This is a genomic window from Pseudoalteromonas sp. Of11M-6, assembly GCF_022347905.1.
Taxonomy (GTDB): domain Bacteria; phylum Pseudomonadota; class Gammaproteobacteria; order Enterobacterales; family Alteromonadaceae; genus Pseudoalteromonas.
Genome location: NZ_JAKRFW010000036.1, coordinates 32,335 through 55,787, shown reverse-complemented (window position 1 = coordinate 55,787; position 23,453 = coordinate 32,335). Strand labels below are relative to the sequence as shown.

Below are 23,453 nucleotides of genomic sequence, written 5' to 3'. Positions count from 1 at the left end.
ACTTGACGCTAACTCGTTGCTGCTTTGCTTTTCAGCGTAGCGCCCCGTGTCAGTGGGGTCGCATTATAGGGCGATCCGATTTTAGTGCAACCCTTTTTTAGAGAAAATTGCAAAAAAACGTTTGTTCGAGCAAAAAGAAAACAATCCGGATATAAAACAAACAAAAACACCCGCATTAGGCGGGTGTTTTACTACATTTAAGCTTGGATAGAGTCTATAAATTAAAACTTATACTCGATACCTAAGCCTAGATAATCCTTTTCTACTTGGTTATCTGCATCAAATGTTGAGTAGAAACCATAAACCTTCGCGTTTTTAGCAAGCTTGTAATCAACACCGGCAGAAACACCATCTACTTTGTCACCGGCATCGAAGTCAATAACTTGATACTGTGCTTTCAAGGTTGCATTGCCCAATTTGTACGCTGCATTTAGTAAGTACCCATCGGCCTCTGCACTTCCATCCACCTTTTCCTGTGTCTGGTACATTGCACCAAGTTTGAAGTCAGCTACCTTACCTTGAACAGTGAAACGAACCGTGTCATAGCCATTTACTTCGCTATCTGCTGCAATCGCTGCATAGATAGTTGACTCTTTCAATCCTGCATCGCCATATGTTAGCGCAGTAGAGAAACCGTTTTCACCTTCTTCGCTGTCTTCAGCAATAAAGCTTCCTAGTACTCTAAAGCCATTAAAGCTTGGCGACTTGTAGGAAATTGAATCACCTAAGCGGTTTTCGCCTTTAAAGAGTACCTTAATGTCACCCTCAAGGTCGTTGAACTGGTCTAACTTACCTTGAGACTGTTTTAATGCAGTGTCATTACGGCCGATAACAACTTCACCGAAGTTACCTTTTAAACCCACATACTGATTACGTGCAGTAATATTATCTTTATCACCTTTTGAATCAGCGTCAGAGACATCTACTTGGAACTCAAGCTTATAAATAACTTCTAAACCAGAGTCTAATTTCTCAGAACCTTTGAAACCAAAGCGAGAGGCGTTACTTTTAATTTCAGTAACTGAGCCAGCACCATCGTCAGAAGATTGTACCGATACATTCGCTTTACCATAAACATCAACTTCAGCGTTTGCTTGAAAAGTGAATGCACTTAGTAATGATAGCGCTAAAGCAGTCTTAGTTAGTTTCATGTGTATTTCCTCAATATCGCAACACGTATTTTCAAAACACGCGCAGTTTGACACTGGTAAATGACAAAAATATTACACATAAAATATTTCTGAAAATAAAATGACACCCAACCTTAAGAAATACGTCACAAAAGATTCATTATAAGAATTACTTCACCGCCCCCAGTAAATTTACGATGGTTTCTATTTGCTCTAATTGGTCGTTGTCTTTATGGTATGCCACAAATATCTCTCTTGAGTTACTTTCTACTTCATCAACTTGAGTCAACCTTCCAGCCTCAATGGACTCTAACGCTAACGCTTCTGGCACAAATGCAGAGCCACCACACTGAAGAATAAGATCAAGCGCTATTCTGCCGGTGCTGGTTCTAAAATAAGGAGGGGTTGCGCCAGTGAACTGTTTTGCATGCCATAGAGAAAAAGCAGTTCCCCAATCAACATAAACATACTGGTTGTCAAAAAAGTCTTCCTTTGTTGCGTTATCAAAAGTGCTTACAGGAATAATAGCAAGATCGCTGATCGGCTTAACAACCAGTTCATCCACTTTTGGCGGATCGAACAGAACAGCGAGATCCAATGTTCTCTCTAATAATAGTCGCGTGCTTTCTTGCTGTGCTTTCACTTCAGCAACAAGCGATACTCCGGGCATAGCGGATACAATATGGTTAATCCCGAATTGTAAAAATGCGTCCCAAATATTAGCCGTGCCACTCAGTGACAATTGCTTGTGCATATTGTTTGCAAGTGCAACATCGACTTTGGCGCGCTGCATCCCAGTTAAAATCATTTTGGCGTGTGGTAACAACCTTTCACCTGGCGCAGTTAACTGAATATTGTTACGCTGGCGAATAAAAAGATTCACCCCTAAACTTTGCTCAAGCTGGCGGATCCTAAAACTTACAGCTGACTGAGTGATGTATAAATTTTCTGCCGCTCGACCGAAGTGACGGGTTTTGACAACTTCGACAAAAGTTTTTAATAGATCTATGTCCATTTTTCTTCCTGACGATAAAAATTACTCGTTTAAAAAATTATAAAACTTGGTCCATACTCCAGCCAGATAACCTTAGAGGACTCAGTTATGGATCATAATTTAGCGACTTTGAAAAATGCATTTGCAAGCCCCAGAGCCTTTTATGATGACGCCAACTTCCCTAGAGGATTCGGACGCAGTGGTCACTTCACGCTACAAGAAGCCGAAATTCTTGAACGCTGTGGTGCCACATTAAGAAGCTTATACAGCAAAGCGGAAGAACCTCAAAACAGTTTCCAATCTCAGTTTGTTCAGGTGATGGAAGGGTTAATCCCCCCAACTAACGCTGTAGAAAAAGCTTGGACCAAATATTTGAAGCATACTACGTGTAAGACAAAGTTTCACACGCTATTTGGACGCTCTAAAGTTCAAAACGACGGTAGCGTGGTGATCCCGGTAGATATTGACGACGAGCTATAAGCAAAATCGTCTAAATCCTATCAAGCTTAGACGCCAACAGAGTGGCTTTATTTCTGTCGTTGGTGTCTAAGCACTTCTATTATCAATCCCATTTCAATCTCGATTACCTCATCAGCCTCTATCTGTCTCGTATTTTGTTCTTAGTCATTACCTGTTTATTAGCACAAGCATTGCAATTAAGCGCAGTTAGGTTAAGAATTAGTAAAACAGGAAATGGTTGGCGAAGGTTGTGTTACGGAAAATCTTAATCATTGAAGACACCCCCACAATTGCGAAGGTGCAAAAGCATATTGCGACCACTGTGGGATACCATGTAGATATTGCAGAGTCTTTGGCCGAAGCCAAAGCATTGTTATCACAGCACGATTATTTTTGTGCCGTGGTAGACTTTGTGTTACCAGATGCGCCGCTTGGAGAAGCTATTCCCTGCACGGTTAAAGCTGATATTCCTACCATAGTGATGACTGGTAACCTTGAAAGTCAGACTCGCTCAATCGTTGAGCAATACCCCATCATCGACTATATCACCAAGGAAAATAAACAAGCCTATCATTATTTACGTCGCCAATTAGAACGCTTGCCAAGAAATGAAAATGTCAGAGTACTGGTTGTGGACGACTCTATTTCGTCGAGACACTATGTCTCAGCACTCCTCACTCGCCATAAATATCAGGTACTAGAAGCCTGTGATGGCATAGAAGCGCTCGCGGTATTAAAAGACAACCCGGATATTTCAGTGATCATTACCGACAATGAAATGCCAAATATGCGAGGCGAAGAGCTATGTATCGAAATTAGGCGACTCTACACTGATGATGATAAAGCGATAATTGGTATATCTGGAGTTGAAACCGAAAATTTATCTACACGATTTTTGAAAAATGGTGCTAATGACTACCTCAGAAAGCCCTTTAACGCTGAAGAGTTTTACTGCCGCCTTAGCCAGAACGTCGATATGCTAGAACATATTCAAACGATACGCCGACAAGCAAATACAGACTATTTAACCAGCTTGCCAAATCGACGCTACTTTTTCGATACCGTAAAGAAAAGCCTAAAAGCAAGACATAAAAAGGAGCTCTACGGGCTGATCGCTATGATAGATATCGATCATTTTAAGCAAGTAAATGACAAATATGGCCATGAAGGCGGCGATGCAGTGCTTGAGTCAATTGGCCAAGCGTTTGCTCAATACTTTCCCAATGATTTAGTCGCTCGATTAGGCGGCGAAGAGTTTGCGATATATTTTAAAGATACGGTGGCTGAACATTGCAAAGAAAGACTGGAGTGCTTCAGGGAATATTTAGAGCAAAGTAGTAACGAACTGACTGAACAGCAGATCTCGTTTACTGTTTCAATGGGACTTGCCGCTCAGGTGACTACGGACATAGAAAGCCTGATAAAACAAGCCGATGAGCGTTTATATCAGGCGAAAGCTTCGGGAAGAAACCGCTTAATTCACTAAGCGCTTTCTTTTATCTCGATAAGAATCAAAGCTAAACATCACCAGCGCTCCCCAAATAAAGGCAAACGTTATTGCTCGTTCTGCATCAAAGGCTTCCCCATAAAAGAGTACCGCCAATATGAACATTAAGCTCGGCCCGATATATTGAAAAAAGCCAAGTGTCGTGTAGGGTATCCGTTTTGCTGCTGCGGTAAAGCATAACAAAGGCAAAGTTGTCACCACACCCGCACTTATCAAAAGCGTGTTGGTGTACCAATCATTATTCCAAAGGTTGCTTGTGGCACTGGGCTCAACCCACCACCAATAAGCCAGTGCAATTGGGGTGAGAATAAGGGCTTCCACCAGCAATCCAGGAAGTGACTCAACCGCTAAGGTCTTACGCAACAATCCATATATTGCAAACGATCCCGCCAGTGAAAACGCAATGACTGGGAATGAGCCAAAACTGATTAACTGTAACACCACACCCACTATCGCTAATAACACAGCAAACTTTTGCGCCGTTCTCAACCTTTCCGATAAGAACAGCATTCCCAATAGCACGTTAAGTAATGGGTTGATGTAATAACCCAAACTCGCATCTAGCATAAAGCCGTTATTCACAGACCAAATGAATAAACCCCAGTTAAAACCCAACAGCAACGCAGTGATTGTCAACATCGCCAGCAATTTAGGATTAGCCAATATGGCCTTAATTTTGGGCCATTGCTGCTTTGCCAGCACAATTAGTGCAATAAAAAATACAGACCACACAACGCGATGAATGAGTATCTCAATCGCGTCAACATGGACGAGTTGCTTAAAATAGATGGGTGCAAGTCCCCACATAAAAAAGGCGAGTACAGCGAGTAAGTGGCCTTTCTTTTGTTCTTCAATCACGGGCGTTTAACCTTTGGAGGGATCAACTAAGAGGTCAATCATTATACTCATTTTTACTAATCACGGCGATGAAAGTTCGATGAATTCACAATCACAAAGTTTAAAGCCTACAAGTGCTCAAAACTTATTCAAGTCTCTTAAGATTAGATAAAAAGCAAAGACAAGGTTCAAAAAAAGCTCTAAAATGACACCGATGGATACCCTCGTAAGCACCCCAATTAACGACCCTCATTCAGTACTGAAAGATGTGTTTGGCTACAGTACGTTTAGAGATGGTCAGCTTGATATTATTCAGTCTAGCTTAGCTGGTCAGGATACGCTTGTACTACTGCCTACCGGCGGCGGTAAATCACTCTGTTACCAAGTCCCAGCAGTATTATTTGCAGGCGTGACAATTGTTATATCGCCACTTATCTCATTAATGCAAGATCAGGTCGCGCAGTTAAAAGCACAAGGCATAGCCGCTGAATATATCAACAACAGCGTCGCTTGGGAGCAGCAAAGAGATACCTATGACGCGCTTTTCCAAGGCAGTTTAAAGCTGCTGTACGTTGCACCAGAAAAGGCCTTACAACGAGACTTTATTGAACGCATATCCAACTGTAACATCAGTTTGTTTGCCATTGATGAAGCCCATTGTGTATCTCATTGGGGACATGACTTTAGACCGCACTATTTTCGTTTAAAAGAATTACGTCAACATTTTCCGTCCGTTCCGATGATGGCATTAACCGCAACGGCCGATTTAGCGACACGAAAAGATATTGTCCAGCAATTAGGTATGCAAGCACCATTTATCTATACCGGTAGCTTTGACAGACCCAATATTCGTTACACCATCGAAGAAAAGTTCAAACCCCTGTCGCAGTTGATCCGCTATTTAAAAGAGCAAAAGGGGCAAAGTGGCATAATCTACTGTGGTAGCCGTAAACGTGTTGATGATATTGCCGAAAAGCTGATTGATGCTGGGTTCAATGCTGCAGGTTATCATGCAGGTCTAGATAATGATCAGCGCCAGTTTGTACAAAACCGCTTCGCCCGAGATGACATTCAAATCGTAGTTGCAACCGTTGCTTTTGGGATGGGGATCAATAAACCCAACGTGCGATTTGTGGTTCACTATGATATTCCTAAAAGTGTAGAAGCGTATTATCAAGAAACCGGCCGTGCAGGGCGAGATAGCTTAGCAGCTGAAGCCGTTATGTACTTTGATCCTGCGGATATTCCCCGCGTTAGGCGCTTTTTTGAAGATATTCCAGACGAGCAACGTCGTAAGGTTGAAGAACAACGGTTTCAGGCGATGTCGAGCTTCGCTGAAGCGCAAACCTGTCGTCGTCAAATTTTGCTCAATTACTTCAGCGAATATCAACGTGAAGCATGCGGAAACTGTGATATTTGCCTTAACCCACCGAAACAATTTGATGGCACATTAGTTGCCCAACAAGCGTTATCGTGCGTATACCGCGCAGAACAACGCTTTGGCATTGGTTACATTGTGGATATTTTGCGTGGGGCAAATACCGCAAGGATCAGAGAACAAAATCACCATACCCTCTCAACCTATGGGATCGGGAAAGAGCACAGCAATGAATTTTGGCTGAGTATCTTACGTCAATTGATCCATCATGGTTTATTGAGTCAAGATATTACTCAAGGCGCAACGCTTAGATTAACAGAAGCCGCCCGCGCCGTACTTCGCGGCGAATATGTGCTACAACTCGCAGAACCAAGACTTGTAGCAAAGCATGTCTATCAAGATAAACTGGCTCAGTTTAATTACGATAAGAAACTATTTGCTAAGCTTCGTGCACTCAGAAAGCAGCTCGCAGATGAAGATGATGTACCACCGTATGTTGTATTTAACGACCGAACGTTGGCTGAAATGGCACAAAGAACGCCAACAACTGATAGTGAGTTTTTGCAAGTATCTGGTGTCGGTTTTACTAAGCTCAGCAAGTACGGTGCCCCTTTCATGCAGCTCATTCGCAATTATTTGGAAAGAGAATAATGACTACACTCACTTTGGATAATTCACACGAGGTGATTATCGTCAGCTGTGAAATTACACCTCAAGACGATGAATTTGAACTTTGGGGGCAAATATTCTTACATCAAGATGAGATTCAGTTAATTGAATTCTCTGCTGGAGCGGATAGACATCAGTGGCGTTTTTCATATAAAAGCTGTAATTTTAATTTAAATTTTGAACATTACAGTGAGAGTGTGTGGATAGCTCCTGATGGCGTTGGTGCCTTAGAACTCCTACCTTTCCTACGCCAACAACTTTCTCGTTAAGTCCACATAAAGCTCTTTAAGTCTATAAATATTATTACTTTTGTTGCAGAACTAAAGCAAGCTGCAACAATATAATCCATACTAAAGGAATATTAGACTTAAAGGCTCTGTGATGAATGTAAAGAGGATTTCGTGTAATAGTATTGTGCTAATGTGTAGCCTAAATGCAGCTGCGCAAGCTGAAAAAGTGCCTGCTGTTGATTTTGCTAATAGCTGTGGTAATAACCGAGTTGAAGCACAAAGCGACCAAAACCTTTCACGCCAGCTAGACAGCAAACAAGCCTATCCTGAGCCCGCAGAGGGTAAAAAGGTCGTCGCTATCACTCTAAAACAACTTAATGTTTTCGATACCGATAAACCTGAAGAAGACAATGCCCTATTCCGATTTGCCAACCGTTATCATATTCAAACCAAGCCCGAAGTATTAAAAAGCGTGCTCCTATTTCAGGAAGGGGATGCTTACAACCCAAGAAAACTCAGTGAATCCGAACGACTCCTTCGCAATCAGTCATACCTATATGATGCACGTATCTATGCCGTAGAAAACTGTGATGGTGATATTTTAGTTACGGTTGTAACGCGGGATCTTTGGACACTATTGCCCGATTTAAGTTTTAGTCGTAGTGGTGGGGAAAACACTTCTCGAATTGGGTTTAGAGAAAGTAATTTATTTGGCTGGGGAAAGCGCCTTTCTTTTACCCACATACAAGAGGTCGACCGCTCTGGTTATCAGTTTGTCTATGATGACCCTAATATTTTAAACTCAAGATATCGTGGTCGCGTAGAATATTCAGATAATGACGATGGTGAGCGCCACTATATCGATGTGAGCTATCCATTTTTTGCAACCGATACTCCATATAGTTATGGTTTTACGAGTTATTCCGACAAACGCGAAGAACCCATATATTCTGAAGGTGAAACAATCTCAGAGTTCAGTCAATCCACGGATGTCACGCAAGTCTACTTCGGACACTCAAAAGCGCTATCGGGCAGTTGGACTCGCCGTCTCATCGCAGGCGTTAGACATGAGCAACATACCTTCCGTGAGATAGCAGATACCACTTTACCCATTGCACAAGATAGAACGCTCACCTACCCTTATGTTCAAGCTCAGTGGTTTGAAGATTCCTATGTAAAAGTACGCAACTTCGACTCGATTTATCGTACAGAGGATCTTAATTTAGGTTGGAATATTAATGCTCTATTTGGCTATTCAGCCGAATCTTGGAGTGACGATACTGAACGTCTTGTCTATTCATTTTCTGCCAATACGGCACACTACACCTCAGATCACAGCTTGTGGCGTTTTTATTTTGATGTCAGTGGCAACTGGAACAAAGACACAGATAAAACCGAAAACCTAATAGCGAAAGCGACCTTTCAATACTATTTAAATACCAGCTTGTATGAGTCTTGGTTTATCAACGCAAGCTATACCTATGGGAATAACCTGACCTTTGATAATCAAATTACGTTAGGGGGCGAAACCGGGCTTCGCGGATACCCAATAAAATATCAGCAAGGTAGTCGCAGTATGCTACTCAATATCGAAAAACGCTATTACTGGGAATATGACTTACTGCGCTTATTCAAAATTGGTGGTGCAGCTTTTTTTGATGTAGGGCGCGCGTACCACTCTCACCTGCCGATTGAAGCAGATGAATCAGTCCTAAAAAATGTCGGTATTGGCTTGCGTTTAGCACCTAGCCGAGCCAATTCAGATATCATGGTTCATATTGATTTAGCCGCACCAATTAATGGCCCGGATAACGTCGATAGCGTACAGTGGCTATTAACGGTAAAAAATCGCTTTTAACGGTGTCGCACAACAATAAACATGATATAAAGCAGAAAAAATTTCTTAGGATACGGTTTTGCATTTGTTAGATTTCGCACTCAGTCAATACAAGCTAATTGTAACTTTGGTGGCGCTATTATCCTTCCCACTATTAATGAAGGCATGTTGCAAACTCTTAGAAAAAGTAACACGCGGAAAAATAGACTCTCATCGTAAACAACGTGCCGACTTACTCGTTCGTGTACTTGTTGCCTTTGTATTCGTCTGCTTTATGCTTGTATTCTGGGGCATAGAACTTCGTGGTTTACTGGTGCTTGGTTCATCGTTATTTGCGATGCTTGGTGTTGCCATGTTTGCCGGTTGGTCATTACTTTCCAATCTGACTTCATTTTTACTTATGTTTATTCAAAACGATTATCGCGTTGGGAATTGGGTAAGAATTGTTGACGGTGCAAACTTTGTGGAAGGCTGTATTGTAGAGATGGGGTTGATGAGTGTAGTGCTGCGCCATGTTGACGGCCATAAGGTCGTATATCCTAATAACTTATTTGTCACTCGCCCCGTTATGGTGCTTAGTCAAGAACCGACTAAACCTAAACAGGTTACAACACCAAGAAGAACATTAGGCCCTAAGAAATAGGGCCTATATCGTCAATAAAGGTTTCTAGCTGTTGCTCAACAATACTATTTGCATGTGCAAAGTAAGCTAAGTGAAAAACTGCATCTCCCTCATTCACCAAAGGTAGCATTTGTTGGCCAATCACTATCCCACTACGAGGTGCGATAACTGCTTCTTCGCTTTGACCTAATGGACTGTCTATATAAGCCAAGATTTGACCTTTTGATACGCGTTCCCCCAAGTTAACTTGAGCTCGAACAATACCGTCAACGTCCGCACGCACCCAACTTGTCGCTGCCGCGATAACCGCGTCATGACGTTGTTTCCTTCGACGCCCACGCAGCATTCTGAGTTTACGCATGACATTTTCAACCCCTTGCAATCCAGCTGCAATGGCCAATGAGTCAAACCGCAACGCTTCTCCCGCTTCATAAGTAATAACAGGAATGTCCAATCCCGCCGCTTCACTTCGCAACGAGCCGTTACGCAGTCGCGCATCTATCGCAACCGGCGTACCAAACGCCATGGCCATTTCTTTGGTCATTTCGCAGGACAAGTCACCACGGATCTGCGGTAAATTAGAGCGATGAATCGCGCCGGTATGTAAATCGATAATATGTGTGCATTTTTTTACCACCAAATCGAAAAACATAGATGCCATTCGAGCCCCTAACGAGCCTTGCTCAGAACCTGGAAAACAGCGATTTAGGTCTCGTCTATCAGGTAAATAGCGAGACTTATGAATAAAGCCAAAGATATTTACGATAGGCACCGCTATCAAGGTGCCACGTAGCGTTGCTGCATCGACTGTACTTAATAGCTGACGCACAACCTCTACGCCATTCAATTCATCACCATGAATTGCGGCACAGACCAAAAGTACCGGTCCGGCCTCTGCGCCATTAACGACTTCAATCGGAATGGTCATTGGTGTGTGAGTGTAGAGCTTGGCCACTTCTAACTGGACAGTCTGCCTTTCAGCAACACCCACTCGTGTATCTAATAACGTAAAGGGTTGGTTGATTTTAACCTTTGCCACGTGTAGCAGTCCTTTTCGCCGCTGCATTCTTCTCGATAAAGGAGATGATCAAGCTAGCTATGTCTTTACCTGTTGCCTTTTCAATGCCCTCAAGGCCCGGAGATGAGTTCACTTCCATCACCAAAGGACCACGCTCTGAACGCAATAAATCTACACCGGCAACATTTAGGCCCATGGCCTTTGCTGCAGCAATTGCAGTACGGCGCTCTTCCGGAGTGATTTTTACCAAGGTCGCAGAACCACCACGATGCAGATTTGAACGGAATTCACCCTCTTGCGCTTGACGCTTCATCGCGGCAATGACACGGTCGCCGATAACGAAACAGCGAATGTCTGCACCACCAGCTTCTTTAATATATTCTTGCACCATAATATTGGCTTTTAAGCCCATAAATGCTTCGATAACGCTTTCTGCCGCTTTACGTGTCTCAGCTAACACCACGCCAATACCTTGTGTGCCTTCTAGTAGCTTGATCACAACTGGTGTGCCACCAACCATTTCCAGTAAGTCTTTAACGTCATCAGGCTTACTGGCAAAGCCTGTGATTGGCATGCCTACGCCTTTTCTTGACAGTAGCTGTAATGAACGCAACTTATCTCTTGAGCGAGTGATTGCAACAGACTCATTCAATGGGTACACCCCCATCATTTCAAACTGTCTGAGTACCGCACAACCATAAAATGTCACAGAGGCACCAATTCGCGGAACAATCGCATCAAAGCCGCTCAACTGCTGACCCTTAAAGTGAATTTCAGGCTCACTACTATTGATATTCATATAACAACGTAGCGCGTCAATAACCTCTACTTCGTGCCCACGCTGCTCTGCCGCTTCAATTAAACGACGTGTTGAATATAAAGATTGATTCCTTGAAAGAATGCCAATTTTCATGATTTATCCGTTTTATTACTTAAATATGACTGTTCTGGATCAACAAGGATGCGGCCTCGCATCGCCGTACGACCCAGTAACATTCTAAATTTCATTGTTTCTCTATCGCTTAGCGTGATTTCAATTGGCCAAGCCTGATTGCCGATAGTTAAATTTGTTTCTATTACATAACGTAGTTCTTTATGACCGCCCGAATCGGTAACAACGCGCTCATCTACTACTTTTGCTTCACTACAGACTTCATAGTCAGTATTGTCTTGTTTGGGATGGATCCAAAACCTTACCCAAAGTTCATCTTGTTCTGTTTTGAAAGGCTCAATCTTAAAGGCGTGCAGACATGATGTTCTTGCTCCAGTATCTACTTTCGCTTTGATTTTTTCGATACCTAAATCGGGTAAGGAAAGCCACTCTCTCCAACCAACTGTGATCATATTATGCTCTCGTACAAAATGAGTTCGGACTTATACGCTGATTCAAGTCACTTGAAAAACAAAATAAATTTATCCTAAAGATAAAAACGCTCTGTTAAGCCAAGCACCTTAACTTACAGTAACACCACTTACACATTTTTCAAGGTAGAGCCCTATACTGAGCTAAAGTAAAATAGAGTATTCAAACAATTTATTTCATCGCCAAGATTTTAGGACCTAAATGAATTTGAAAATTAAATTATCTATGTCAGTCTTGGGACGAACTTTTTAATAGGAATTAGCTATGACTGGATTACTCCATGCGTTTGTACTCGACGGTCAAGGTGGCGGTCGGCTACTTTGCGATCTGAGTGAAGTAAAATCCGTAATTCACAAGGAGCCACTTTGGCTCCATTTTGACTACAGCTTCGACGAAACGACTGAATGGCTGAAGCAACAAACGTTTTTGGATGACTGGGAAAGAGAAGCGCTAACCGCAGATGAAACCCGTCCGAGAACGGCTAATGGCGATGAAGGTTTGCTAGTTTTCTTGCGTGGCGTGAACCTTAACCCCAAGCAAAGCCCTGAAGACATGGTTTCTATTCGCTGTTTTGCAAACGATAAACTACTTATCACCTGTCGTAAGCGCCATATTATGTCTGCCCAAGATATGCTGGCATCGCTTAAAAAGGGTCAAGGCGCAAAAAGTATCGGTGAGTTACTGTCTACATTGGTGATGCGACTTTCTGTGCGAATGCAAGACATCATCTGGCAAATAGAAGAGCAGCTTGACGAGTTTGAAGACGCGATGGAAAGCTGTGAGCAGCTGCCAAACTATCAGCAACTTTCAACATTAAGAAGACAAACCATTGGTTTAAAACGCTATCTTAAGCCACAAAAGCTTGCTATTAGCGAACTGCTATTGGCAAAGATTGCTTGGCTAGATGAAGATCATCGACACATGATTGAAGAGGCGAGCAATGCCTTAAGTCGATATATCGAAGAATTAGAGGCTGCGATTGAACGTGCACAAGTGATCCAAAATGCGATCACCAACCATCAAAATGAACAGTTAAACCAAAGAATGTACGTGATGTCCGTCGTTGCAGCGTTATTCTTACCACTTGGGTTTTTAACAGGTTTGTTGGGAGTGAATATTGGCGGTATTCCAGGCACAGAATGGGGTGGCGCATTTGCCTTGTTTGTTATTATGTTGGTGGTACTAACTGGCGGTATTGGCGTGTACTTTAAACGCAAAGGCTGGTTGTAAGTAGGAGTAATCATTGGCGCTCTCGCTAGGGATCGAACCTAGAACTCAGCCTCCGGAGGGCTACGTGATATCCATTTCACCACGAGAGCGTCGCCAACATAATAATGCTAAGTGCAGACAATTGCCAGACAATGTTTGCTATATGACTAATTAGTAACCTATTTTTTAAAAAAAGCTGTACTTTGGGCAAAAAACCAGTTATTCAACTATGCTTTGAAAATAATAAAATAGACTGATATTGCTGCCCGTTCAGAAATATCGCGATACATCATTGAGGATCCCAAATATGACACCGATGACAACAGAGCAAGTTGCAGAGTTTCTTGACGTAAAGGTTGAGCGCGTAAGACGCCTCGCACGAGAAAACTTGCTAGTCGCCAAAGACACAGATGCCAATGGCGAACCTATCTTTGACAAAGCCGATGTTGAAAAATACAAAGAGCTAGCACAGCGACTGGGTGGGATTTAAACTACCCAATAGTGATGGCCAGTAATGTGATCAAGGAATATCACATACTACTGGCTCAGCTTGTAGCTACAATATCCACTGCTTCAGTAACTGCCTAAGCTTTTCGGCTTCTATCATTACGCCGCGCTGCTCGTACCATTGAATACTAACAATCAAATAAATTTGGCAAAATACCGTCAGTTTAGCTTCAGCGTATGAAGGCATTGCTTGCCGCTTTAGAGAAAAGTAAGACTCAACTATCGTAAGTGCTGCTTCAACACCACAGCTAAAACTACACACCAGCGCTGCTAAATCAAAAAATATGTCACTATGACAAGCATACTCAAAGTCGATTAACCGAATCCCCTCTGGGCTTTGAATAATATTGCTCATGACTAAGTCATTATGGCAAAACGCCTGATCCACAGGTAAAGAAGCTAAGCTTTCGATAAGCCATTCGATATCAACTAAGTGACGCAATTTCTCATCAATAGCCTGAACATAACCGACTAGGTCCAGCACCTCGTATACTTCAAGCTCTAAGCTATGCACCTGAATAACTTGTGCTAACAACGCAGTATTTAACTTTGGCTCAGCACACACTTCTGGCATAAAGGTGAATAGTGCCATACGAGTGCGTAGGTCGTACTGCAGTACTTTAGAAGTAATGCCTTGCTGTGCTAACTCATTCTGTGCCTTTAATGCCTCAGTAGGAATACCATGGCTATAGCATTTTAATAGGTAGCTTTCGCCCTTACTCACCATCAGGTAATTATTGTTACTCACACCCTTAGTTAGCTTTTCTAATCGCTCAGCTGAAACCTTGAATACGGTATCCACCTTTACTTTTAATTTTTCAAGCTCAGAGTGCTGCAAGCGTCTTTCCTTGCTTAGCTTCATATTCTTCGTACCAACGCTTGTAGCCCCAACACGCCATCAAGGTGTAGAAAATAAATAGTACCAGCGTAGGATAGAAACCTTTAAGGTAATAAAGGTAGATGGAGGCTGCATCAATCACGACCCAATATAACCAGTTTTCAAGAATTTTCTTAGCCACTAAATAGGTCGTCACCACCGCAAAGCACGTGGTAAAGCTATCTAAATAGGCGAGATCTGCTGCCATATAATGCTTGGTGAAATACCCGAGCACAACGGAAACCACTGAAGTGATAACAATGATTGAAAGATGTTTTGATAACGACCAAGAAACAATATCACTGGGCTTGTTTTTGTCACCCTGACGCCACATCCACCAGCCAACAACGGCCATGACCATATAGTAAAAGTGCAGCAGTGATTCCATCACTAGTGCTCCGTTCCAGTACAGCACGGTATAGATGAAGGTATTAATAAAGGCCACTGGCCAACACCAAATATTCTCTCGAATTGCCAGCAGTAAATAAGCTACAGCCAGCACCACAGCGATATACTCCCAACTCGACATCGCTGTGAACCCTGCAAAGGTTTCAGTAAACCAGTCCATTAATCGCAGGCACTATCAGCTGGAGATAAATCGCCTGAGATAAACTTACAAACAAAAATACATTTTCCGTAAGCTTCAAATGAGTGTTTCATTTCTTGATTCAATACTGAAGTCACTAAATCAAATTCACCAAAGACCTGAGTTGACATCGTGTTTGTGATCACCTTGATCCCTTCATGCTCATTCAGCCTATCAATAAAACCTTTAATAAAAGGGATATAGTCTTGGTGCAGTGGGTACTTGCTTATTTCAACAGAAACTTGCATGGGCGCTCCTTACAAATGGCAGCCGATTATTAATATTGCTGGTTTAGATTTTCCCCACCGGTAAAATCCGATTTTGGGGTATAGTTAATCCAATCTTGCTGATAGATAATTTTACCTTTTTCGTCAAACTTTAGCACTATCAGAAATCGCCAAGGCCCTAACTCGCGTGACGCATAATTAAAGCGATTAAAAACGCCTCTAGCAACCACAGTTCTAGCCGTGGTATCGACTATCTTATCTTCTACCACTAAGACGGGTTGCTCATCCAGCACAGCAAAATTCCCAGCAGACCAATTAAAAAAAGCCGTAATTTGATCTTTACCTTGTGCCTTATGGCCAAAAACCATATCTTCCAGCACGGAATCTTCTGCATAGAACTCGATAAACTGGGTAAAGTTCTGCCGCTGAGCATAGGTATTAAAGTAAGCATCGGCATGGCTGATGAATGTATTTTTCTTACTGATATTAACCGAGTTACTACAACCACTCAGTATTAATATAAAGAATAATAAGAACCGATAGCGCATCATAGCCACTCCAAAAGCCGTATTAATCGAGTATAAAAAAAGCGCCTGTAGCGCTTAATTCGACGATGATAAAGTGTGTATTTTTATACTGTTACTATACCCAATGGTTTAGCGGTTTTCCACGCTCCACGGGTAAAGTCTGGAATACTCAATGATTCACTGCGATTAGCGACTGATTGAGCCGATAATGGAGAAATTACCGACCAAGCGGCACCGTCGTATACGTCTTGATCTAGCGCCTCACCATTGCGCAGGCAATAGATCATCCGCCAGAACATTAAAAAGTCCATACCACCATGACCGCCGTTGCGCTGTGCTTCTTCACCCATTTTAGTCCAAAGCGGATGGTCGTATTGTTTATACCATGAATCCATTTCGTAATCCCATTCATGGAAGCTCTTAGTACCACCTTGCTCTAACGCGATACGATTAGGGAAACCAGCAAAGACCCCATTAGTTCCTTGAATTAGATTGTGACGAGAATAAGGCCTAGGCGTGGTCGTATCATGTTGTACCATGATACTGCGTCCTTTGATGGTCTTTATCATCGTGGTATTCATATCACCCGCAATATAATGTAGTTGATTGCGTTCATGATCTGCCGGAAATTCGCGTTTTGCATAGGCTGCACGACCTAGGGCGGGAGAACTCATAGAAGTTAAGTAATCAAAACGATCACCGCGGTTAATATTCATGTACTGAGATACTGGACCTAAACCATGAGTTGGATATAGGTTACCATCTCGCTTAGTATGCCAGTGTGTACGCCATGAGCCGGTCTTGTGCTCAATTTCCTTCATCTGCCAACGTAGCTCATGAATATATGCAGCTTCACCATGCAATAACTCACCGAATACACCTTGACGAACCATATTCAGTACCATCAACTCATCGCGACCGTAATTGACATTTTCCATCATCATACAGTTCTTTTGCGTGCGCTCTGCGGTGTCGACTATCTGCCACATTTCTTCAACGGTCAACGCTAAAGGCACTTCAACAAACGCGTGCTTACCGCTATTCATGGTATCAATTGCCATCGGCGCGTGCCATTTCCAGGGTGTTGAAATGATAACGATGTCAATATCATCCCGGTTAAGCATTTCTTGATAAGCTAAGTCACCACCACGATACAGCGCAGGTTTCGGCAAGCCTCGCTCGCGCACAAGATAGTCAGCCGATTTTTCAAGCACTTCATCATGGGTATCACAAATCGCGACAATACGTGCACCATCGATGTGACTCATGCGCTTTACATGACCATAGCCACGTTGGCCAACCCCAATAAAACCTACCCGAACCACGTCCATTTTTGGTGCTACGAGCCCAATGACAGAGCGGCCTTGTTGCTTAGGTACAATGCTATTATTTTGATTCGAGCTTGCGCACCCAGCTACTACACTCGCAGCCGCTGCCGCTCCTGCGGCTTTTAAAAAGTCGCGGCGGTTTATATTTTTCATTCTTACTCCTAAACGATACTTCTCAACAGCACTAATACTGCTCGCTATCAAGCTAACCTATCCCAATCTTAGGTTCAAAACATTGCGATAAAGCCGCAAAAAAAGCGCTTGAAGCGCTTTTTCTTAAAATATATTAAACCGTTAAATTGCCCTGATAATATTATTCAGACAATCCTCTTTTTCTAGCACACTGGAATACAACGCAAACTGGTTCTTCGCACGGTCGAGATTATGATTGGCTCTGTGGGTTGCAAAATAATTATCTCCATCTAAGTGATCTGTTAAAAATCTCAGACCTATCATGAATGGCATCACTTTGGCGCCAAGAATAAAACTGTCTTTTTCTGCTTCAGTCACACTGTCTTGTAACGGTTCAATATACCCTTGCGCCAGCGCAGCAAAGATATTTTCTCTTACCTGCACATTACTCAAGTTCGTTGAGTCTTCAGCTTCTGGCGAACAGAAGGTACGCACCATATCGCCAAAATCAAATAACCAGTTACCTGGCATACAAGTATCTAAGTCAATAACGGCTCGCGCTGCATCACTCTGTGTTGAAAACAGCATGTTGTTGATTTTGGTATCGTTGTGGCAAGCTCTAAGTGGCACTTGTTTTTGTGCCTGCTGCAGCTCTTCTGCAAGCGCAAATTGCTGCTGAAAAGCAGCGATAACATCACTGCACTTGTCCGCGCGACCATGCTCATCTTTCGCTAGCACTTGGTTAAATGCATCAATACGCATCGCCAAGTTATGAAAATTTGGAATGACATGATGTAACTGCGCCGCATCAAAATCATTTAGCGCATGTGCAAACTGCCCAAAGGCGTTTGCAGCCGTTAATGCTTGTTGTTCGTTTGCCACTACGTCTTCGCTATAACTGCGGCCAATAAATGCAAGCGCACGCCAAACTTCGTCATTAATATCGACTAAATATTGGCCTGAACTCGTCGCTAAGTGCTTTATGATAGCGAGGCTATATTCTCCATTTAAGGCTTTTGCTGTTAAGTGCTGTTCAATCGCTCGCGCATTTTCAACAAGATGCAAAGGGTTTGGAAATACCGTGGTATTTAGCTTTTGTACCACCATGGTTTTGTGGTTGTCCTGCAACAGCATAGTCGTGTTGATATGACCACTACCGATCGGCTTCATTTTAGCTTCTTCACTAATGAGACCGTATTCATCAGCAAGTTGTTGCGCAACGGCTTGATACTCCATATTCACCTCAAAAGGAGTTAAGTCGGATGTAGTTGTGTGGAGATGATTATCTTCCCTGACGTGCTTCATAAATCTTTCTCGCGACAATGTCTAGTTCGCTCTTATAAGTTATACCGTACCAATGTGATTTAGCTTGGTAGACCGACACGGTTTGTAGGCCCTTATTGATACTGTGTTGGATACAATCTGGCAGATAATACTCTTTTTTGACACCGTTGTCATAATTCCTTAAAAACGCATTAAACCCGGCTTCTAATGAATCAAAAAGTGACGGCATAACACCCCAGCAGGTCATCGAAGCAAGCGCTGAGCTTGCTATCTTACACCGCTTACCTGCAATATCACCTGACAACTCGCCGTTTTCAAAGCGAATATCTAATGCCTCTTCAACCGAGTGTAGTTGTTGCGCTTGTACCTGACAAACGCCACGGTTTACTCCACCTTGATCTGATAAGGTATTTATAATGGGGTATGCGACCATCGCCATATTGCTATGATGTTGAAAATGTTCAACAAGCTGCTCAAATGCATCTGGCCCGTAATAATCATCCGCCGTAATAACTATCGCAGGCTTATCAACGTATGGTTTTGCACACAGCAGCGCATGTCCTGTGCCCCATGGTTTTTCTCGCCCTGCCAAACAGTCGATAAATTCATTCGGAATATCGCTAAGCCGCTGCTGCACTAAAGTAATGTTCAGCGCCTTCGGCAATCGTGGCAATATCACATTTTCGATTAGGCTTCGCACTTTGTCATTGATGATCAAAATAACATCTTGCACACCAGCATGATGCGCGTCAATTATGCTCAATTCCATAATGCTTTTATCGATACTTGGCAGCTCAGCAACCTGCTTATTACCACCAAAGCGGCTTCCTAATCCACCTGCCAAAATGATCAGCTTAGGGGGTTGTTCGATTCCTATCATTGAAAAAATATCAAAACTCAAATAAGCGGGTAAGTGTACTGAGCTTTTGCGCAGAATAAAAGCAATTGCGAGGAAAGACGTCCTCGCAATTAGTGTGAACTAGCTAAACTTTTGACATAAGTACTTTATTTCTTGGTATTCAAGCAATCCTTCCTGTGCTCCTTCTCGACCAAGACCTGAAAACTTCACACCACCAAAAGGCGCTACTGGATTGGATATGATCCCTTCATTAATCCCAACCATGCCATACTCAAGCGCATGACTTACTCGCCTTATTTGATTGCCATCATTCGAATAAAAATAAGCAGCAAGCCCTTCTGGCACAGAGTTTGCCATTCTTACCACTTCATCTTCACTCTCAAAATCAATAATGCTGACAATCGGTGCAAAAATTTCTTCATGGAAGATCCGCATGGTGCTATTTACACCCGTGATAACTACCGGTGCCATAAATTGGCCGCTTTGTTTATCACCTTGATAAGCGATGCTCGCACCTTTAGCTAACGCATCTTCTAACAGCTGCTGTGCTTTTTGTTTGGCTTCAAGTGAAATGAGTGGACCAATATCAATACCTTGCTCTAGACCATTTCCCAAGGTGAGCGTGCTAACCTGCTGAGTGAGTGTGTTGAGTAGTTCTGCCGAGATACCTTTCGCGACAAACACACGATTTGCGGCCACACAAGTTTGTCCTGCATTTCTGAACTTCGCTGCCATCAAACCACTTACCGCTTGCTCAACATCAGCGCTGTCGAAAACAATAAATGGTGCATTACCACCAAGCTCCATTGACGTTCTTTTCACTGTGTCGGCACATTGCTTTAACAACGCACTCCCCACTTGTGTTGATCCCGTAAACGTGAGTTTTCGCACTTGTGGTGACTCAGTAAGGTGTGCTACTAACCCTTTAGAGTCGTTAGTCACTAACACCTGAAAAGCGCCAACTTCCATTCCAGCCTGAATAGCCAGCTTTGCAAGGGCGATGGCCGCAAGAGGAGTTTTCTCAGAGGGCTTTAAAATAAAACTACAGCCTGCAGCGTAAGCTGGTGCTACTTTTCTGGTGATCATCGCCAGTGGAAAATTCCACGGTGTGATCCCAAGTACAACACCAATCCCTTGCCTGATTGTAGTTAGCTCATGTGATTGAGAATGACTGGGAATAACCTGACCATAGGCGCGCTTGGCTTCTTCGCTATACCATTCAATAAATCCTGCAGCATAATCCGCCTCGGCAAGTGCCTCCTTAAGCGGTTTGCCTTGTTCCTTAGTGACGATTTCAGCCAAGGCCTGGCGATGCTCTATTACCAATTCGTACCATTTTCTAAGTACTTGACTACGGGCATGTGCTGTCGTGCTAGCGAGTTTTTCGAAGGTTTCAGCCGCTGCTTGCAGCGCTTTATCGGCAGCCTGATTATCCGCCTCCGAAACCTGAGCAAGGTGCTCTCCAGTTGCAGGATTAACCACATCGACATGCGTGTTACTATGATGTGCTTGGCCATTGATAAGTGAAAATTCGGGGTTACTGATGAGTGACATAGCGTTCCTCCTAGAAAAGCAAAAAGCCGTAGTATCAGACTACGGCTTTATTAAATTTGTCAGTAACAACCTAGGTTGTTAGCAGCACTTAATGGTCTTCATTAACGATATTGAGATTGTACTTTGGAATTTCAACCACTAAGTCTTCATCACTAATTATCGCTTGGCAACCCAAACGAGACTCAGCTTCGAGACCCCATGCTTTATCTAGCATGTCATCTTCTAACTCATCGCTTTCTTCCAGCGAGTCAAAACCTTCACGAACAACGATATGGCACGTAGTACATGCACATGATTTTTCACAGGCATGTGGAATACTAATTCCGTTTTTCAAAGCCACATCGAGTACAGTTTCACCCGTTTTCGCTTCGATTGCAGCACCTTCCGGACATAACTCTTCATGGGGTAAAAAGATAATTTGTGGCATATTACACCTCGTCTACCGACTGCCCTTGCAGTGCCTTTTTAATTGATTCATCCATTCGGCGTGAAGCAAAATCACTACTCGCCTGATCGACTTCTTCGATCGCCTTTTTAATCTGCTCTGGATTGTCTGCACTTTCGCGAATTTGTGCAAGTTCAGTCATTGCACCGCGCAGTGTATTGAGTTCATCTTCTGCCAACAGATGACCATCCGTTGCAAGCGATGCCTCTAACGCTTCTAATACACGCAGTGCTTCAACCTGCTGCTCTTTAAGCATACGAGCACTCATGTCTTCTTTGGCATTGCTCATCGAATCTTTTAGCATTTGTGCTACTTGCTCATCGCTCAAACCAAACGACGGTTTTACCTGGATCTCAGCCTGCACGCCTGTCGACTTTTCTTCAGCCGAAACACTCAATAGACCATCAGCGTCAACTCTAAAAGTGACTCGAATATGCGCAGCGCCTGCCGCCATTGGTGGAATGCCTTTTAGACTAAATTTAGCTAGGCTACGACAATCATCAACGAGTTCACGCTCACCTTGCAATACATGCAATGACATAGCGGTTTGACCATCTTTAAAAGTGGTAAACTCTTGTGCACGTGCAACAGGAATAGTGGTATTGCGCGGAATGATTTTTTCAACCAATCCACCCATAGTTTCTAGGCCTAAAGACAATGGCAATACATCAAGCAGTAACATATCAGAGTCAGGCTTGTTACCCACTAAAATATCAGCCTGGATAGCAGCACCTAATGCCACCACACGGTCTGGATCGATTGATGTTAGCGGCTCTTTGGCAAAGAAACTCCCGACTTCTTCACGCACCACTGGCATACGAGTCGAACCACCGACCATCACAACCTGCAAGACTTCTTCTGCTGTGACACCGGCGTCTTTTAACGCGCGGCGACAAGAGCGTAAAGTCTTTTTAACTAAAGGCATTGCCATTTCAGCAAATGCTTGACGCGTGATCGTAACAACCAACTTTTGCTCGCGAACTGGTAGCTCTACGTTTACCGTTTCATAGCTTGAAAGCGCTTCTTTACAGGCTCTTGCCTTATTGATAAACAAGCGTAGCTCTTTTGGGTTTAAATTAAATAGCTGCGTTTGCTGTTTGAAGAAATCGACCAACAGTGAATCAAAGTCATCACCACCAAGGCTAGAATCACCACCGGTTGATAATACCTCAAACACTCCTTGGTTTAAGCGTAAGATAGAAATATCAAACGTACCACCACCAAGGTCATAAACTGCGATCACGCCTTCTTGACCGGAGTCTAGGCCGTAAGCTACCGCAGCTGCAGTCGGCTCATTGAGAAGTCTTAATACTTTTAGACCAGCAAGCTCGGCTGCGTCTTTTGTACTTTGCCTTTGTGCATCATCAAAATATGCAGGTACAGTGATCACCGCGCCCATTACATCCTCACCAGCAAAGCTATCAATAGCACGTTGGTGTAATGTTTTTAAAATTTCAGCGGAGGCTTGCACTGGGCTTACAGCGCCAGCTACGGTTTCAATAGCAAGCGAACCGTTATTATCGACAAAATTATAAGGCAACTGACCATAGCTTTGTTCTATTTCAGATTGCGTTTTACCTAAAAAACGTTTTACAGAAATAAGCGTATTAGTCGGGTCTTCAGCAGAAGCAGCTTGGGCTTGTTCACCAACAATAACCTCTGAGTCGGTGTACCTTACTACCGACGGCAGCATAGGTTTACCCATAAAATCGCTAAGAGTCTTCGTTTCGCCACTTTGTACTGTTGCCACAAGAGAGTTCGTGGTACCTAAGTCAATACCAATCGCTAATTTATGCTCATGAGGTGCCGCGCTCTGCCCCGGCTCAGCAATTTGCAATAATGCCATAATGCTCTTTTCACTTTAACGTTTGTTG

The 23,453-nt window shown here is 43.1% G+C and carries 24 protein-coding genes and 1 tRNA gene; 8 read left to right on the top strand and 17 right to left on the bottom strand.

Features of this window, described 5'->3' with window-relative positions:
* Positions 1–221: 221 nt before the first annotated feature.
* Both MHN32_RS16575 and MHN32_RS16570 read right to left on the bottom strand, forming a co-directional pair.
* Complete coding sequence (locus MHN32_RS16575) at positions 222–1,151, bottom strand: porin (protein ID WP_239422343.1); 930 nt, start codon at positions 1,149–1,151, stop codon at positions 222–224.
* Positions 1,152–1,299: 148 nt separating this feature from the next.
* Positions 1,300–2,145: a LysR family transcriptional regulator gene (locus MHN32_RS16570; RefSeq protein WP_010607242.1), complete on the bottom strand. Its 846-nt coding sequence runs from the start codon at positions 2,143–2,145 to the stop codon at positions 1,300–1,302.
* Between the two features lie 87 nt (positions 2,146–2,232).
* Between MHN32_RS16570 and maoP the strand changes: the two genes are divergently transcribed.
* Positions 2,233–2,604, top strand: a complete 372-nt coding sequence (maoP, locus tag MHN32_RS16565) for a DUF413 domain-containing protein (protein WP_010607241.1) — start codon at positions 2,233–2,235, stop codon at positions 2,602–2,604.
* 229 nt (positions 2,605–2,833) lie between these two features.
* Positions 2,834–4,069, top strand: a complete 1,236-nt coding sequence (locus MHN32_RS16560) for a response regulator (RefSeq protein WP_239422342.1) — start codon at positions 2,834–2,836, stop codon at positions 4,067–4,069.
* Here the strand turns inward: MHN32_RS16560 and rarD are convergent.
* The gene (gene rarD, locus MHN32_RS16555) at positions 4,058–4,948 is read right to left on the bottom strand and encodes an EamA family transporter RarD (RefSeq protein ID WP_266070687.1); all 891 of its coding nucleotides are present in this window, start codon (positions 4,946–4,948) and stop codon (positions 4,058–4,060) included. The two genes, MHN32_RS16560 and rarD, sit on opposite strands and share 12 nt — an antisense overlap.
* Positions 4,949–5,141: 193 nt before the next feature.
* On the opposite strand from rarD, the gene recQ reads away from it, so the two are divergent.
* The 4 genes from recQ (at position 5,142) to MHN32_RS16535 (ending at position 9,684) form a co-directional block, all read left to right on the top strand.
* The gene (recQ, locus tag MHN32_RS16550; protein ID WP_239422341.1) at positions 5,142–6,956 is read left to right on the top strand and encodes a DNA helicase RecQ; all 1,815 of its coding nucleotides are present in this window, start codon (positions 5,142–5,144) and stop codon (positions 6,954–6,956) included.
* A complete protein-coding gene (locus tag MHN32_RS16545; protein ID WP_239422340.1) occupies positions 6,956–7,243 on the top strand; it encodes a DUF3630 family protein in 288 nt (95 codons plus the stop codon). Before recQ ends, MHN32_RS16545 begins: the two co-directional genes overlap by 1 nt.
* Before the next feature lie 151 nt (positions 7,244–7,394).
* A complete protein-coding gene (locus tag MHN32_RS16540) occupies positions 7,395–9,062 on the top strand; it encodes a POTRA domain-containing protein (protein ID WP_239422344.1) in 1,668 nt (555 codons plus the stop codon).
* Between the two features lie 58 nt (positions 9,063–9,120).
* Complete coding sequence (locus MHN32_RS16535) at positions 9,121–9,684, top strand: mechanosensitive ion channel domain-containing protein (RefSeq protein ID WP_010607234.1); 564 nt, start codon at positions 9,121–9,123, stop codon at positions 9,682–9,684.
* On the opposite strand, the gene MHN32_RS16530 is transcribed toward MHN32_RS16535, so the two are convergent.
* The 3 genes from MHN32_RS16530 to MHN32_RS16520 are packed head-to-tail and all read right to left on the bottom strand — an operon-like array spanning position 9,674 to position 12,025.
* Complete coding sequence (locus MHN32_RS16530; protein WP_102057526.1) at positions 9,674–10,702, bottom strand: succinylglutamate desuccinylase/aspartoacylase family protein; 1,029 nt, start codon at positions 10,700–10,702, stop codon at positions 9,674–9,676. The genes MHN32_RS16535 and MHN32_RS16530 overlap by 11 nt on opposite strands.
* Positions 10,689–11,594, bottom strand: coding sequence for a 30S ribosomal protein S6--L-glutamate ligase (rimK, locus tag MHN32_RS16525; protein WP_010378991.1), 906 nt, complete (start codon positions 11,592–11,594; stop codon positions 10,689–10,691). The genes MHN32_RS16530 and rimK overlap by 14 nt, the downstream gene beginning before the upstream one ends.
* Positions 11,591–12,025 (bottom strand): ATP-dependent zinc protease, encoded by a 435-nt coding sequence (locus MHN32_RS16520; RefSeq protein ID WP_235367928.1) that lies wholly within the window; start codon positions 12,023–12,025, stop codon positions 11,591–11,593. Before MHN32_RS16520 ends, rimK begins: the two co-directional genes overlap by 4 nt.
* A 283-nt stretch (positions 12,026–12,308) precedes the next feature.
* Between MHN32_RS16520 and MHN32_RS16515 the strand changes: the two genes are divergently transcribed.
* Complete coding sequence (locus MHN32_RS16515) at positions 12,309–13,274, top strand: zinc transporter ZntB (protein WP_235367929.1); 966 nt, start codon at positions 12,309–12,311, stop codon at positions 13,272–13,274.
* Positions 13,275–13,288: 14 nt separating this feature from the next.
* Here the strand turns inward: MHN32_RS16515 and MHN32_RS16510 are convergent.
* Positions 13,289–13,363 (bottom strand) — tRNA-Arg (locus MHN32_RS16510).
* 197 nt (positions 13,364–13,560) lie between these two features.
* On the opposite strand from MHN32_RS16510, the gene MHN32_RS16505 reads away from it, so the two are divergent.
* Entirely contained in the window at positions 13,561–13,743 is a 183-nt protein-coding gene (locus MHN32_RS16505; protein WP_010607231.1) for a helix-turn-helix domain-containing protein, read from the top strand.
* A 66-nt stretch (positions 13,744–13,809) separates the two neighbouring features.
* On the opposite strand, the gene MHN32_RS16500 is transcribed toward MHN32_RS16505, so the two are convergent.
* The 10 genes from MHN32_RS16500 to hscA all read right to left on the bottom strand — a co-directional run bounded on the left by MHN32_RS16500 (position 13,810) and on the right by hscA (position 23,425).
* Positions 13,810–14,622, bottom strand: coding sequence for a phosphotransferase (locus MHN32_RS16500; RefSeq protein WP_239422339.1), 813 nt, complete (start codon positions 14,620–14,622; stop codon positions 13,810–13,812).
* Entirely contained in the window at positions 14,585–15,205 is a 621-nt protein-coding gene (pnuC, locus tag MHN32_RS16495; protein ID WP_039493061.1) for a nicotinamide riboside transporter PnuC, read from the bottom strand. The genes MHN32_RS16500 and pnuC overlap by 38 nt, the downstream gene beginning before the upstream one ends.
* A complete protein-coding gene (locus tag MHN32_RS16490; RefSeq protein WP_017218496.1) occupies positions 15,205–15,471 on the bottom strand; it encodes a YkoF family thiamine/hydroxymethylpyrimidine-binding protein in 267 nt (88 codons plus the stop codon). The genes pnuC and MHN32_RS16490 overlap by 1 nt, the downstream gene beginning before the upstream one ends.
* A 29-nt stretch (positions 15,472–15,500) precedes the next feature.
* A complete protein-coding gene (locus MHN32_RS16485; protein ID WP_235367931.1) occupies positions 15,501–16,001 on the bottom strand; it encodes a nuclear transport factor 2 family protein in 501 nt (166 codons plus the stop codon).
* A gap of 80 nt (positions 16,002–16,081) precedes the next feature.
* On the bottom strand, positions 16,082–17,458 hold the full coding sequence (locus MHN32_RS16480) for a Gfo/Idh/MocA family oxidoreductase (RefSeq protein ID WP_235367932.1): 1,377 nt from the start codon (positions 17,456–17,458) through the stop codon (positions 16,082–16,084).
* Positions 17,459–17,599: 141 nt separating this feature from the next.
* A complete protein-coding gene (locus tag MHN32_RS16475; RefSeq protein WP_010607225.1) occupies positions 17,600–18,673 on the bottom strand; it encodes an aminoglycoside phosphotransferase family protein in 1,074 nt (357 codons plus the stop codon).
* A 46-nt stretch (positions 18,674–18,719) separates the two neighbouring features.
* On the bottom strand, positions 18,720–19,601 hold the full coding sequence (locus MHN32_RS16470) for an NTP transferase domain-containing protein (protein WP_239422338.1): 882 nt from the start codon (positions 19,599–19,601) through the stop codon (positions 18,720–18,722).
* 99 nt (positions 19,602–19,700) lie between these two features.
* The gene (locus tag MHN32_RS16465) at positions 19,701–21,134 is read right to left on the bottom strand and encodes an NAD-dependent succinate-semialdehyde dehydrogenase (RefSeq protein WP_239422337.1); all 1,434 of its coding nucleotides are present in this window, start codon (positions 21,132–21,134) and stop codon (positions 19,701–19,703) included.
* 88 nt (positions 21,135–21,222) lie between these two features.
* The gene (fdx, locus tag MHN32_RS16460) at positions 21,223–21,561 is read right to left on the bottom strand and encodes an ISC system 2Fe-2S type ferredoxin (RefSeq protein WP_010607222.1); all 339 of its coding nucleotides are present in this window, start codon (positions 21,559–21,561) and stop codon (positions 21,223–21,225) included.
* A 1-nt stretch (position 21,562) separates the two neighbouring features.
* A complete protein-coding gene (gene hscA, locus MHN32_RS16455) occupies positions 21,563–23,425 on the bottom strand; it encodes a Fe-S protein assembly chaperone HscA (RefSeq protein WP_239422336.1) in 1,863 nt (620 codons plus the stop codon).
* Positions 23,426–23,453: the final 28 nt, after the last annotated feature.

Coding starts and splice junctions, on each gene's coding strand:
- MHN32_RS16515 (WP_235367929.1), top strand. CDS start 12,309: ATGACTGGATTACTCCATGCGTTTGTACTCGACGGTCAAGGTGGCGGT.
- MHN32_RS16470 (WP_239422338.1), bottom strand. CDS start 19,601: ATGATAGGAATCGAACAACCCCCTAAGCTGATCATTTTGGCAGGTGGA.
- MHN32_RS16480 (WP_235367932.1), bottom strand. CDS start 17,458: ATGAAAAATATAAACCGCCGCGACTTTTTAAAAGCCGCAGGAGCGGCA.
- MHN32_RS16570 (WP_010607242.1), bottom strand. CDS start 2,145: ATGGACATAGATCTATTAAAAACTTTTGTCGAAGTTGTCAAAACCCGT.
- hscA (WP_239422336.1), bottom strand. CDS start 23,425: ATGGCATTATTGCAAATTGCTGAGCCGGGGCAGAGCGCGGCACCTCAT.
- maoP (WP_010607241.1), top strand. CDS start 2,233: ATGGATCATAATTTAGCGACTTTGAAAAATGCATTTGCAAGCCCCAGA.
- MHN32_RS16475 (WP_010607225.1), bottom strand. CDS start 18,673: ATGGAGTATCAAGCCGTTGCGCAACAACTTGCTGATGAATACGGTCTC.
- recQ (WP_239422341.1), top strand. CDS start 5,142: ATGGATACCCTCGTAAGCACCCCAATTAACGACCCTCATTCAGTACTG.
- MHN32_RS16545 (WP_239422340.1), top strand. CDS start 6,956: ATGACTACACTCACTTTGGATAATTCACACGAGGTGATTATCGTCAGC.
- MHN32_RS16490 (WP_017218496.1), bottom strand. CDS start 15,471: ATGCAAGTTTCTGTTGAAATAAGCAAGTACCCACTGCACCAAGACTAT.
- MHN32_RS16520 (WP_235367928.1), bottom strand. CDS start 12,025: ATGATCACAGTTGGTTGGAGAGAGTGGCTTTCCTTACCCGATTTAGGT.
- fdx (WP_010607222.1), bottom strand. CDS start 21,561: ATGCCACAAATTATCTTTTTACCCCATGAAGAGTTATGTCCGGAAGGT.
- MHN32_RS16505 (WP_010607231.1), top strand. CDS start 13,561: ATGACACCGATGACAACAGAGCAAGTTGCAGAGTTTCTTGACGTAAAG.
- MHN32_RS16575 (WP_239422343.1), bottom strand. CDS start 1,151: ATGAAACTAACTAAGACTGCTTTAGCGCTATCATTACTAAGTGCATTC.
- MHN32_RS16465 (WP_239422337.1), bottom strand. CDS start 21,134: ATGTCACTCATCAGTAACCCCGAATTTTCACTTATCAATGGCCAAGCA.
- pnuC (WP_039493061.1), bottom strand. CDS start 15,205: ATGGACTGGTTTACTGAAACCTTTGCAGGGTTCACAGCGATGTCGAGT.
- MHN32_RS16540 (WP_239422344.1), top strand. CDS start 7,395: ATGTGTAGCCTAAATGCAGCTGCGCAAGCTGAAAAAGTGCCTGCTGTT.
- rimK (WP_010378991.1), bottom strand. CDS start 11,594: ATGAAAATTGGCATTCTTTCAAGGAATCAATCTTTATATTCAACACGT.
- MHN32_RS16500 (WP_239422339.1), bottom strand. CDS start 14,622: ATGAAGCTAAGCAAGGAAAGACGCTTGCAGCACTCTGAGCTTGAAAAA.
- MHN32_RS16485 (WP_235367931.1), bottom strand. CDS start 16,001: ATGATGCGCTATCGGTTCTTATTATTCTTTATATTAATACTGAGTGGT.